This is a genomic window from Microbispora sp. NPDC049125 (assembly GCF_040802045.1).
In the GTDB taxonomy this organism is placed as follows: Bacteria; Actinomycetota; Actinomycetes; order Streptosporangiales; family Streptosporangiaceae; genus Microbispora.
This window is the reverse complement of record NZ_JBEZDW010000014.1, coordinates 97,313-109,146: the sequence shown is the minus strand read 5'-3', so window position 1 is coordinate 109,146 and position 11,834 is coordinate 97,313. Positions and strand designations below refer to the sequence as shown.

Annotated in this window: 12 protein-coding genes; 10 read left to right on the top strand and 2 right to left on the bottom strand. The window is 73.6% G+C overall.

Annotated features, from left to right (window positions below; translation table 11 throughout):
* The first annotated feature begins 95 nt into the window (after positions 1–95).
* Positions 96–893: an SDR family NAD(P)-dependent oxidoreductase gene (locus tag AB0B72_RS18320; protein ID WP_367739978.1), complete on the top strand. Its 798-nt coding sequence runs from the start codon at positions 96–98 to the stop codon at positions 891–893.
* Between the two features lie 62 nt (positions 894–955).
* Here AB0B72_RS18320 and AB0B72_RS18315 read toward each other — a convergent pair whose 3' ends face one another.
* Entirely contained in the window at positions 956–2,053 is a 1,098-nt protein-coding gene (locus AB0B72_RS18315; protein ID WP_367739977.1) for an NADH:flavin oxidoreductase/NADH oxidase, read from the bottom strand.
* Positions 2,054–2,169: 116 nt separating this feature from the next.
* Between AB0B72_RS18315 and AB0B72_RS18310 the strand changes: the two genes are divergently transcribed.
* On the top strand, positions 2,170–2,541 hold the full coding sequence (locus AB0B72_RS18310) for an ArsR/SmtB family transcription factor (protein WP_367739976.1): 372 nt from the start codon (positions 2,170–2,172) through the stop codon (positions 2,539–2,541).
* Positions 2,542–2,559: 18 nt separating this feature from the next.
* Here the strand turns inward: AB0B72_RS18310 and AB0B72_RS18305 are convergent, their stop codons facing one another.
* On the bottom strand, positions 2,560–4,575 hold the full coding sequence (locus AB0B72_RS18305; RefSeq protein ID WP_367739975.1) for an ABC1 kinase family protein: 2,016 nt from the start codon (positions 4,573–4,575) through the stop codon (positions 2,560–2,562).
* A 189-nt stretch (positions 4,576–4,764) separates the two neighbouring features.
* On the opposite strand from AB0B72_RS18305, the gene AB0B72_RS18300 reads away from it, so the two are divergent.
* The 8 genes from AB0B72_RS18300 (at position 4,765) to AB0B72_RS18265 (ending at position 11,730) form a co-directional block, all read left to right on the top strand.
* Complete coding sequence (locus AB0B72_RS18300; RefSeq protein ID WP_367739974.1) at positions 4,765–4,926, top strand: hypothetical protein; 162 nt, start codon at positions 4,765–4,767, stop codon at positions 4,924–4,926.
* 219 nt (positions 4,927–5,145) lie between these two features.
* Positions 5,146–6,243 carry a sulfite oxidase gene (locus tag AB0B72_RS18295; RefSeq protein WP_367739973.1) on the top strand — a complete coding sequence of 366 codons (1,098 nt, stop codon included), beginning with the start codon at positions 5,146–5,148 and terminating at the stop codon, positions 6,241–6,243.
* Between the two features lie 57 nt (positions 6,244–6,300).
* A complete protein-coding gene (locus tag AB0B72_RS18290; RefSeq protein ID WP_367739972.1) occupies positions 6,301–6,909 on the top strand; it encodes an RNA polymerase sigma factor in 609 nt (202 codons plus the stop codon).
* Complete coding sequence (locus tag AB0B72_RS18285; RefSeq protein WP_367739971.1) at positions 6,906–7,718, top strand: zf-HC2 domain-containing protein; 813 nt, start codon at positions 6,906–6,908, stop codon at positions 7,716–7,718. The genes AB0B72_RS18290 and AB0B72_RS18285 overlap by 4 nt, the downstream gene beginning before the upstream one ends.
* Positions 7,715–8,611: an ATP-binding cassette domain-containing protein gene (locus AB0B72_RS18280; RefSeq protein ID WP_367739970.1), complete on the top strand. Its 897-nt coding sequence runs from the start codon at positions 7,715–7,717 to the stop codon at positions 8,609–8,611. The genes AB0B72_RS18285 and AB0B72_RS18280 overlap by 4 nt, the downstream gene beginning before the upstream one ends.
* On the top strand, positions 8,608–10,152 hold the full coding sequence (locus AB0B72_RS18275) for a hypothetical protein (RefSeq protein WP_367739969.1): 1,545 nt from the start codon (positions 8,608–8,610) through the stop codon (positions 10,150–10,152). Before AB0B72_RS18280 ends, AB0B72_RS18275 begins: the two co-directional genes overlap by 4 nt.
* Positions 10,143–10,907, top strand: coding sequence for a hypothetical protein (locus AB0B72_RS18270; RefSeq protein ID WP_367739968.1), 765 nt, complete (start codon positions 10,143–10,145; stop codon positions 10,905–10,907). The genes AB0B72_RS18275 and AB0B72_RS18270 overlap by 10 nt, the downstream gene beginning before the upstream one ends.
* Positions 10,897–11,730: an SAM-dependent methyltransferase gene (locus AB0B72_RS18265; protein ID WP_367739967.1), complete on the top strand. Its 834-nt coding sequence runs from the start codon at positions 10,897–10,899 to the stop codon at positions 11,728–11,730. The genes AB0B72_RS18270 and AB0B72_RS18265 overlap by 11 nt, the downstream gene beginning before the upstream one ends.
* The last annotated feature ends 104 nt before the right edge of the window (positions 11,731–11,834 follow it).

Genomic DNA, 11,834 nt, shown 5'->3' with positions numbered 1-11,834 from the left:
GGGATGCGAGCACGCGCCCAGGCTCATGCGCTCATCACGCGACCTGACGGACACTTCGGTGGTTTCATCCCGGTGCCGGTGGTCAGCGGTGGGCCATGACTACTTCCTACGTGGTGACCGGAGGCGGGCGCGGCATCGGGCGGGCGGTGGTGGAGCGGCTTCTCGCCGACGGCGGCGCGGTCGTCGCGATCGAGCTCGACGCCGCCGCGCTCGCGTGGATCGACGGGCATCCCGCCGGCCCCCGCGTCATGGCCGTGACGGGCGACGCGGCGGACGAGGGGGCGGCCGAGCGGGCCGCCGACCTGGCGGAGTCCGCCGGCACGCTGGCGGGCTGGGTCAACAACGCCGCCGTGTTCCGGGACGCCTCGGTGCACACGGCGTCCACGCGGGACATGATCGAGCTCATCGCGACCAACCTCAACGCCCCCGTCGTCGGCTGCGCGACCGCGATCCGCCGCTTCCTCGCCGCCGGCACACCCGGCGCCGTCGTCAACGTCACCTCACACCAGGCGAGGCGGGCCGTCCCCGGCTGCACGCCGTACGTCACGGCGAAGGCGGGCATCGAGGGCCTGACCCGGGCGCTCGCCGTCGAGTACGGCCCGAGCGGAATCCGCGTCAACGCCGTCGCCCCCGGCTCGGTCGCCACGGAGCGCTACGAGGCCTTCCTCGCCTCGCTGGACGCCGGCACGGCCGCCCAGGTCGAGCACGAGATGGGACGGCTGCACCCGCTCGGCAGGGTGGCCACGGCCCAGGAGGTGGCGGACGTCGTGGCGTACCTGCTGTCGGACGGCGCCGCCTTCGTCACCGGTGCGACCGTGCCGGTCGACGGCGGCCGGTCGGTCCTCGCGCGCGACCCGGAGGCCCACGAGCCGCCCGGCGATCCCCGCGGGTAGCCCACCGCGCCGGGCCCTCTCAGGCTCCCGAAGCAGGGGCTCCCGAGGGCCCGGAGGCCGGATCAGACGGCCCGGTGGTACTGGTCGGGCCAGCGGCCGGTCGCGCCGAGCTCGCGGGCGGCCCGGTTCGGCCAGTACGGCTCGCGCAGCAGCTCGCGGCCGATGAGCACCGCGTCCGCCCGGCCGGAGGCGACGATCTCCTCCGCCTGGTGCGGATCGGTGATCTCGCCGACCGCCGCCACGGGCAGGTCGGTCTCGGCCTTCACCCGTGCGGCGAACGGCACCTGGTATCCCGGCCCGGTGGCGATGCGCGCCCCGACGGCGATGCCGCCCGTGGAGGTGTCGAGCAGGTCGACGCCGTGCGTCAGCAGCACCTTGGCCAGCCGTACGGTCTCGTCCGCGGTCCAGCCCTGCCTGCCGTCCTCGGGGTTCTCGCTGAGCCAGTCGGTGGCCGAGACGCGGAAGAAGACCGGCAGGTCGTCCGGCCACACCGCCCGCACCGCGTCGACCACCTCCAGCGCCAACCGCGTCCGGTTCTCGAAGGAGCCGCCGTACGCGTCGGTCCTGTGATTGCTGTACGGCGAGAGGAACTGGTGGACGAGGTAGCCGTGTGCGCCGTGCACCTCGGCCACCTGGAAGCCGGCGGCCAGGGCGCGCCGCGCCGCGGCGGCGAAGCTCTCCACCACCCCCTGGATCTGGTCGAGGGTCAGCTCGGCCGGCACCTGGTGGGCGTCGGTGAAGGGGATCGGGCTGGGCCCGACGGGCCGCCAGCCATGCCGGTCGGGGCCGACGGGAGCGCCGCCGCGCCACGTGACGTCCGTGGACGCCTTGCGCCCGGCGTGGGCCAGCTGCACACCCGGGACGGCACCGTGCTCGCGCAGGAATCGGGCGATGCGGGCGAAGCCCTCCTGCTGTCGGTCGTTCCAGAGCCCGAGATCCGCCGGGCTGATCCGCCCCTCGGGGGTGACGGCGGTCGCCTCCGTCATGACGAGGCCCGCTCCCCCCACCGCTCGGGCGCCGAGGTGCGTGAGGTGCCAGTCACCGGGAACGCCCTGGTCAGGCCCCTCCACCGGCGCGGAGTACTGGCACATCGACGACATCCAGACCCGGTTGGGAATGGTCAGGGTCCGCAGCGTCAAGGGTTCGAAGAGCGCGCTCACCGAGGAGCTCCTTCCGAGGGGGGCGGGAAATGCTTATACGATAAGCATCGTAGTACGGCATCTGTCAAACTACGAGAGTCGTCGTACAATGCGGAGACGGTCACAGAGGAGCAAATGTGTCACCCAGCAGTCGATCCGCCAGCCCCTCCCAGCCCCGGACACTCGCCCATCCCGAACGGGACGAGATCAGCCTGGAGGCCGTCCTGCACGCCCTTTCCGACCCCGTACGGCTCCAGGTGGTGCGCTACCTGGCCGGCCTCGCCGAAGGGGAGGGAGCCGCATGCTCGGCGATCGAGCTGGTCGTCAGCAAGTCGACCGGCACCCATCACTTCCGCGTTCTGCGCGAGGCGGGCCTGATCAGCCAGGTCTACCGGGGCACCGCCAAGCTGAACGCCCTTCGGCGGGCCGACCTCGACGCGCTGTTCCCCGGCCTCCTCGACGCCGTGCTCGGCGCGGACGCGGCGCGACGGGAACGCGACGTCTCCTGACCGGCCTCCGGGACCGGGTCAGTCCCGCGGCTCGCGGAAGATCACGACGAGCACCCGCAGCGCCAGGATCGCGCTGACCACCAGCAGGTTGTAGCCGAGGAACTGGAAGAGGCCGACACCCGGGGTCACGCGGGGCCCGCCGGGCGCGCCGAGCAGCAGGACCGCCATGATCCCCGTCGTCGCGGCCAGGACGGTGAGCAGGACCTGGTGGAGCAGGGTGGTGACGTGCCGCCGGTCCCTGGCGTCGGCGAACAGCCGCACGTTGACGCTGAGCCTGCCGTTCTCCGCCGCCCCGACCACCCGCTCGACCCTGCGGGGCAGCCGCCGCAGCATCGGCAGCAGCGCGGCGACCTCGTGCTCGACGGCCGTCCGGATCCGCGCGCCGTCGCCGGCCTGGGCGGCGAAATGGCGTCCCGCGAAGGCCCTGGCCTCCTCGACGAGATCGAAGCCGGGGGCCAGTCGTGTCAGCGTGCCCTCGATCGTCGCCAGCGCCCGGAACACCGCGGCCACCTCCGGCGGGACCGACAACCCGTGCGCGAACACGATCCGGAACAGGTCGCCGAACATCTGGACGTCCGGGCCCGTCCCGGGGACCAGGTGGCGGGCCATGAACCGGCCGATCTCCCGCTCCAGCTCCCGCTCGTCGATCTCGTCCGGGCGGGGGACGACCTCGAGCAGCGCGTCGCTGACCCCCAGCGGATCGGCCCGGTCCAGGGCCGCGAGCAGGCGCTGGAGCGCGGCCCGCAGCGAGGCGTCGAGACGGCCCACCGACCCGAAGTCGAGCAGCGCGAGCCCGCCGCCGGACAGCAGCATGATGTTCCCCGGATGCGGGTCGGCGTGGAAGACGCCGCGCAGCATGATCTGGTCGAGCAGCGCGTGGAGCAGCGTCCTGGCCAGCTCCTCGCGGTCGAGGTCACCGGTCCGCCCCCCGGCCGTGCCGAGCGCCGTGCCGAGTGCCGTGCCGTGGAGACGCTCCATCACGAGCACCCGCCGGCTGCTGTGCTCGACATCCGGGACGGGCACGCGCACGGTCCCGGCGCCCGCCCCCGCGGCGACGGCGGCCATGTTGGTCAGCTCGATCCGGAAGTCGAGCTCCTCGCGCAGCGCCTGCGCGAACCCCCGGGCGAGATCCCCCAGCCCGATCGCGCGGGCCCAGCGCGTACGCCGCTCCGCGGTGCGGACGAGGCGGGCGATGATGTCGAGGTCGCGCTCCACGAGCGAGGCGACACCCGGCCGCTGCACCTTGACGACCACCTCCCTGCCCGACTCCCCGCCCGACTCCCCGCCAGGCTCCGCGGCCGTCCCGCCGGTCCTCAGCCGGGCAATGTGGACCTGGGCGATCGAGGCCGCCGCGAGCGGCTCCCGCTCGAACGACGCGAACGTCTCCTCGACCGGCCCGCCGAGCTCCGCCACGAGCACCCGCTCAACCTCCTCCCACGGCGCCGGGGCCACCTTGTCCTGCAGCAGGCGCAGCTCCTCGACGAACTCCACGGGCAGCAGGTCGCCGCGGGTCGACATCACCTGCCCGAGCTTGACGAACGTGACGCCCGCCTCGTCGAGGGCCTCCCGCAGCGAGCGGGCGAGCCGCGCGCGCGCCGAGGGGGCGGCCAGATCCGGGTCACGCCCCCGCAGGTACGGCCCGAGGCCGTGGCGGATGAGGATCCGGCTGATCCGCAGGTAGCGACGGGAGCGGCGGATACGGCCGCGCAGTGACCGGACCAGCTCGACCGGCCCGGGGACCGACCCCGTCGGCACCAGCGCCTCGGCGACCACCAGGAAGAGCATCGAGGCCAGCAGAGCGCAGGCGGTCGCGAGCACGAGGAACCACAAGGGAGTGATCCCCGCCTCGTCTTTGGACACCGAGCCGGCGATCGCCCTGCTCACCGGCCCGGCGATCAGCACGGCCAGCCCGCCGCCGAGCAGCGTCCTGACGAGTCCGAAGTGCAGGCCCAGCAGCCGCCGCGCGGCCGCCGCGAATCCACTGACCAGCACGAGAATCGTGGCGCCGAGGATCACCCAGACAAGGAAGTCCACTGCCGCCCCCGTCCACCCGTGGCCGGCGGATCCGGCCGGTCCTTGATCGCACGACACTCTAACCGGTCGTTCCTCCGCAATTCAGGGCTTCGTAACCGTCCAATCGCATTTGACCAGTGACGATCGGTAGACTATTTTTGTCACTGACGAACATGAAAAAGGCAGTTACAGAAGGATCTGGAGAGCACGATGTTCTACGACTACTCCCTGGCCACCGAGCGCCTGTCGGAGTTGCACCGCGCGGCGGACGACGCCCGGGTCGCGCACCGTCTGGCGTCCGCGCGGCGGTGGGCCCGCCTCGCCACCTGGGCGCAGGACCACGCCAGCCGGGCGAGCAGGCACGTGGGCTGAGCGCCCCCTCGACACGCCCCGACACGCTCCCCTCGACAGGCCCCTCGACACGTCCGTCGGCACGCCTTCGGCGCGCGTCCGGTGCGCGGCGATGTGCCCTGGGGCTGAGGCGTCCGGCGGCGGTGGAGACCGCCGCGTGAGGCCGGCGTAGCGTGAGAAGCAAGCCTCCTGGGAATGCCTCTCACCACTCCTCCCCCTCGCCGAGCAGGAGGAACGCCGATGCCCGGACAGAGCCGCCGCACCGCAGGAACGGCCGCGATCACGGAAGCCCGCCACGCCGCGGGCGTGCTGAAGCCGACCCCCGCCGACCTGATGGAGGATCCGGGCACCGGGCTCGACTACGGCACCCGACCCGACCGCATCCCCGGCGACATCACGCCGATCGACCGGTTCTTCGTACGCAACCACGCCCCGACTCCACTGGTGGACGCCGCCACCTGGACGCTGCGCGTCGAGGGTGACGGGCTGCGCCGGCCCCTCGTCTACACCTACGACGAGCTGTGGCGCCGCTTCCCGCTCGTCTCCGTCGTCCGCACACTCGAATGCGCGGGCAACCGGCGCGCCCTCTTCGGCGCGGAGACCGGCCACCACTTCGAGGGGGTCGCCTGGGAACGCGGGGCGATCGGCACCGCCGAGTGGACCGGCGTACGCCTGCGGGACCTGTTCGCCCCGGCGGGCATCGCCGACGAGGCCCGCGCCGTCACCCCCGAAGGACTGGACGCGGCGCACGCCCGAAGGCCGATGCCCCTGCGCAAGGCCCTGGCCGACGACACGCTGCTCGCGCTCGCCATGAACGGCGAGCCGCTCCCCGCCGATCACGGCCATCCGGCCCGGGTCGTGGTCTCCGGCTGGCTGGGTGCGGCCAGCATCAAATGGGTGACCAGGATCGAGGTCGCCACACGGCTCCCGCGCGTGCCGTGGACCACCGACGACTACGTGCTCATCACCCCGGGAAGCCACACGCCGGCGCCCATCGAGGGCGTGCCCGTCGCGAGCCTGGTCGAGCTGCCCTGGCCGGCCCACCTGGCGTCCGGGCCGCAGGTCATCCGGGGACGGGCGTACGCGGGCGAGCACCGCGTCGCCGCCGTCGGCTGGCGGATCGACGGGGGCCCGTGGCATCCCGCCAGACTGACCTCGCGCTCGGCGCCGGGAGTGTGGGCCCGCTGGCAGCTCCGCTGGGATGCCGAACCCGGCGACCACGTGCTGCGCGTCCGAGCCACCGACGACCAGGGCCGCACCCAGCCGGAGGCCACCCCCTGGAACGCCCTGGGCTACTGCCACAACTCCGTCCTGGCCCATCCGATCACGGTGACCTGAACGGTGACGGGAAGGGTGAGATGAACCGATCGGGGGTCGCCCGGCGATAGACGGAACATGCGCCCGTTCCCCCTGAGGCTCCCGCCGCACCGGAGACGCCCGCCCCCGCCGCCTCCCGCGCCCGGCGACGGCGACGGCGACCACGAGCTGATCGAGGCGGTCGCGGCCGGGCAGGTCGAGGCGCTGCGGATCCTGCACCGGCGGCACGCGCCGTGGCTGCGTGGCCGCCTGCTCCGCCGGTGCTCCGACCCCGACCTGGTCGACGACGCGATCCAGGACACCTTCGTCGCGGTGTGGCGCGGGGCCGCCCGCTACTCCCCTCAGGGCGACGACGCGGCGGCGTGGATCTGGACGATCGCCGCGCGACGGCTGGCGTCCGCCCTCCGCGGGCGCGGCGGCAACTGGATCGCCTCGGCCTCCGTCCCCGACGCCGACATCGGCAGCCCGGTGGCGTCGGCCGAGGACAGCGTGCTGCTCGGCATCGAGCACGGCGACCTCGGCGCGGCCCTGGCCCGCCTGTCTCCCGAGCTCCGGGCCGTGATCCAGGCCACCGTCCTCGACGGCCTCACGGTCCGCGAGGCGTCCCGGCTGCTCGGCGTCCCCGAGGGCACCGTGAAGACCCGTCTCATGCGGGCGAAGGCCCGGCTGAGGGAGGAGCTCGCATGACTGACTGGCACGTCCCCGCCGAGCTGCTCGACCGCTACCTGAGCGGAGCGCTCGACCCCGTCCAGGTCATGTCCGTGGACGCGCACCTCGCCCGGTGCGGTCCCTGCCGCACGGCGGTGCCCCCCGACGAGGAGTGGCTGGCGGCGTCGTGGGAGCGGGTCGCCGACGAGGTCGTACGGCCCCGTCAGAGCCTGGCCGAGCGCGCCTCGCGGCGCCTGGGCGTCCCCGAGCATCTCGCCCGCGTTCTCGTCGCGACGCCCACGCTGAGCCGGGCCTGGCTGGCCGCCCTGGCCGTGACCCTCGGGTTCGGCGTGGCGGCGGCGCATCTGGCGCCCGGCGGACTGCTCGCGTTCCTGACGCTCGCGCCGGTGCTGCCCCCGGCGGGCATCGCCCTCGCGTACGGCCCGTGGGCCGATCCCGCCCACGAGTCGTACGCCGCCACCCCGATGGCCGGCGCGCCGCTGCTCCTGCTGAGGTCCGTCGCCGCCCTCGTCACCGCGCTCGTGCTGACGGGGCTGGCCGTTCCCCTGCTGCCCGTGATGACCCCGATGAGCGCGGCCTGGCTGCTGCCCGCGCTCGCACTGACCTCCGGCGCACTGGCGCTCGGCACCCGGCTGCCCCTCCCCGTCGCCGCCGCGGGTCTGGCCGCCTGCTGGGTCGGGGTGGTGACGGCCGTGGGGGCCGCGACGGGTGACCGCTCGCTGCCGTTCCAGCCGGGGGCGCAGGTCGCGTACGGCTGCGCCGCGGCGCTCCTCGCCCTCGTCCTCTACCTCCGGCGCCACCACCTCGACCCAGGAGAGCCCAGGTGACATCCGTGACAACGCCCGCCCCGCCACCTCCCACCCAGGTCGCGACCGTGAGCGTCCGCGGCCTCGGCAAACGCTACGGCCGCAGGATCGTGCTCGACGGGCTCGACCTCGCCTTCGGGCGCGGCGTGACCGGGCTGCTCGGCCCGAACGGCGCGGGCAAGACGACGCTGCTGCGCTGCCTGGCGACGACCCTCGCGCCCGACACAGGCGAGGTGCGCGTCCTCGGCCTCGACCCCCGGTCCCACGCGGAACGCACCGAGCTGCGCCGCCGCCTCGGCTACCTTCCGCAGGATCCCGGGTTCTATCCCCACTTCACCGCGTTCGAGAGCCTCGACTACGTCGCCATCCTCAAGGAGATGACCGACCGGCGCGAGCGCCACCGGGAGGTGCGCCGGGTCCTCGGTGAGGTCGGCCTCCTCGATCGGGCCGCGACCAAGGTGCGCAAGCTGTCAGGAGGCATGCGGCAGCGGCTCGCGCTCGCCCAGGCACTGCTCGGGGAGCCCCGGCTGCTCGTCCTCGACGAGCCCACGGTCGGTCTCGACCCCGAGCAGCGGCTGCGGCTGCGCGCGCTCGTCTCCGAGCTCGGCGAGAGCCGTACGGTCCTGCTGTCCACCCACCAGACCGAGGACGTCGCCGCCCTGTGCGAGCGCGTGGTGGTGATGGACGCCGGGCGGGTGCTGTTCGACGGCACGCCCGGCGGCCTCGCCGCCGTCGCCGCCGGACGGGTGAGCATGACCGGCGTCCGTCCCGAGCCCGGCGCGCTCTTCTGGCGTACGGCCGACGGCCGCTACCGCACGATCGGTGAGGTCCCCGAAGGGGGCGAACCGGCGGAGCCGACGGTGGAGGACGGCTACCTGCTCCTGGTCGGCCCGGCCTCGGAGCGTGCGGCGTGAGCGGCGTGACGGCGACGGCCCGGCGGCCTCACCCGGAGACGGGCCGGCGACGGACGGCCGGGCGGCCCGGCACGGGACCGGTGAGCCTGATGCGCTTCGAGGGGGCGCGCCTGCTGAGAAGCCCGCTGCTGTGGGGGGCCGCCGCGCTGACGGTCGCTCTGCGCACCTGGCAGACATGGTTCCGCGTTCCCGACTGGTCGGTGGTCACCATGGACGCGAGCTACGCCGGCCTGATCGTCGCCGCGGCGGCGCTGATGGCGGCGAACATCGCCACCACGCGCGAGCGGCGGCACGGCATGCCGGAGATGCTCGGGGCCCTGCCGGTCCGGGCCCCGGCGCGGACGAGAGCGCTCATCGTCGCCACTCCGGCCGTCGCCGCCGGGGTCGCGGGGGTCGCGACGGCCGTCCACCTGCTGAGCCTGCTGCCGACCTCGGCGGCGGGCCGGTTCGACCCGTGGGAAGCACTGACCGGGCCGGTGGCGGCGGCGCTGGGAGCCGTCCTCGGCGTGGCGCTTGGCCGTTGGCTCCCCAGCCTCGTCGCCGGGCCCGTGGCCGTCTTCGCCTTCGCCGTGCCGATCGAGCTGGGACGGGAGGGCAGCCCATGGGCCGCCCTGCTCCCGGTGATCGTGCACCACGAGGTGCCGGTCTTCGTCGCCCCCCGGCCGTCGGCCGCCCATCTCGTCTATCTCCTCGCCGCGACCCTGCTCCTCGCCGGGCTGGGCATGTGCCGCCACGGGCTGCGGCTCCGGCGGGCTCTCGCGGTGGTCACCGGGCTGGCGGTCGCGGTGCCCACGGGGGCCACCGCGGTCGCGGGCGCCCATTTCGCACCGGCTGAGGCGCTGGCGCCCCTCATGTTGCCTTCCGCGCACCACTGCCGGGATGTCGACCGTGTCCGCTATTGCGCCTATCCGGGATACCAACGATGGATCCCGCTCTGGTCACAGGCCGTACATCCGGTTGTGGCGGCGATCCCGCCCGCCGCCCGGGATCGGGTGCCGGAGATCCGGCAGCGGGTGGGTTTCGTCTCCATGGGGGTCAGGCGAATGACGGCCCTGCCGCCCCGGTGGGCGCATCTCTCCGGGCCGTTCTTCGATTGGGGCAGGAACGGCGTGGAGCGGACGTCGCAGGCGTGGCTCGGGGGCCAGGTGGCGGCCGAGGTCGCCGGTCTGCCCCTGGTCTGGTACCGGATGCTCACCACCGATCCCCATAACGGCGCCTCGAACATCCACGTCTACCAGGGCACCCCGGGATGCGCAGCGTGGGGGCAGGCCCGCACGCTGGTGGCCCTGTGGCTCGGTGGCCAGGCCGGGCCGGTGCGTACCGCCGCCCTGTCGTGGGCGGAGACGGAGGACTCCGAGCGGCGGGCCGCGGAGCGCCTCTACGGCTACGCGGAACGGCTGGTCCGTCGCCCTGACGCGCGTGAACGGGTGTGGGCCAACTGGTCGACGCTCATGGACCCGAAGACCACGGTCGAGCAGGGGCTCCCGCTGCTCGGCCTCACCCCAGACCCCGATGACGCCGAACGGAGGGCATGCTCGTGATCCGCACCGCCCTGCTTCTCCTCCGCCCGCTCCTGCGTGCCGCCGACTGGGCCCCGCTCGCCTGGGCCGCCGCGACGGCCCTCGGGCTGCTGGGCGCCACCGCCCTTGTCTCCGGGACGGTCGTCACCTGCGACGCCTTGGTGCTGCTGCGCCTGTCCGCCGCGGTGCTCGGGGCCGCCGCCGGGTTCTGCCTCGTCGACCCCATGGCGTACGGCACGCTGCCGCTGCCCGTGCCCCGGTGGCTGCGTATGTGGATGCGGACGGCCCTGGCCGCGGGAGCGGCGCTCACCGCGTGGTGCGCAGCCCTGGCCATCATGATCGTCTCGCTGCCGAAGGGATCCTCGCTGCTCATCGGTGACGTCAGCCTGGAGGCGGGGACCTGCGTGCTCGCGGGGCTGTCCGGTGCCGCCGTCGCCGTACGGCTGCGTCCCGCGCACGGTCGCACGGCCGCCCTCGTCGGAGCGGCGGCCCAGTTGGCCCTTCTGGTGCTCACGCTTTTCCTGACGGCCGACCTGTGGATGTGGCCGTTGCAGAGCGATCCCCGCTGGCCGGGAGCCCACCGGATATGGACCGCCGTGCTTCCGCTGCCACTCGTCGCGCTGGCCGTGGCGAACAGAGGTCTGCCCGGCAGAGCCAAGCCCGCATTCGGGAAGTTCGCCGCAGCGAAGGCCTCTTCGTTTAAATTCTCACCGAAGGATTCTATGCTCGCACCAAGTTCTTCACTCAGCTGTACGGAGACGACGGGTGACCGATGACCGGGCGACGCGGTGGGACATGGATCCCGACGTGCTTCCCGGCATCGACGCGCACATTCCGAACGCCGCGCGCATGTACAACTACCTTCTCGGCGGCAAGGACAACCTCCCCGCGGACAGGCGCGCGGCCGAGCGCCTCCTGACGGTGGCGCCCGAGGCCCGCGAGCTGGCCCTGCGCAGCCGGGCCTTCCTCCACAGGGCCGTACGCCATCTCGCCGCCGACGCGGGGATCCGCCAGTTCGTCGACATCGGCAGCGGGCTGCCCGAGGGCCGGACCGTCCACGAGGTCGCGGCCGAGGCCGACCCCGGCACCCGGGTCGCGTACGTCGACAACGATCCCGTCGTGCTCGCGCACTCCCGCGCCATGTCCGGCGCCACCTGCACCGTCACCGTCGAGGGAGACCTGCGGCGGCCCGAGGAGATCATGGCCGACGACGGCCTGCGCTCGGTCATCGACCTCTCCGAGCCGGTGGCGATCCTGCTCGTCGCGGTGACGCACTTCCTCCCCGACGGCGACCGGCCAGAGGAGAAGATCGCCCGGCTGTGCGACGCCGTGCCGCCGGGCAGCTACCTGGTCATGTCGCACGCGACGGACGAGGAGCGGGCCGGCGCCGCGCACCTGGGAGCGTCCGTCTACCGGGGGACCAACGTCACGATGACGCTCCGCGACAGGGAACGGATCCGCGAGCTTTTCGACGGATTCAAAATCAAGGAACCGGGCCTCGTGCCGCTGGACGACTGGCACCCCGAGGACGAAGCGCCCCCCATGCGTGGTCGCGACATGCCCGTCTGGTCCCTGTGCGGAGTCGGCCGCTCGTCCTGAGTCTGCCCGGTTCCGCCCGCGATCCCCTCAGGGCCGAAACCATATCCTCATGGCGGCATAAATATCGATGAATATTGTGTTACGCACCGCGTGTCCCATTTCTT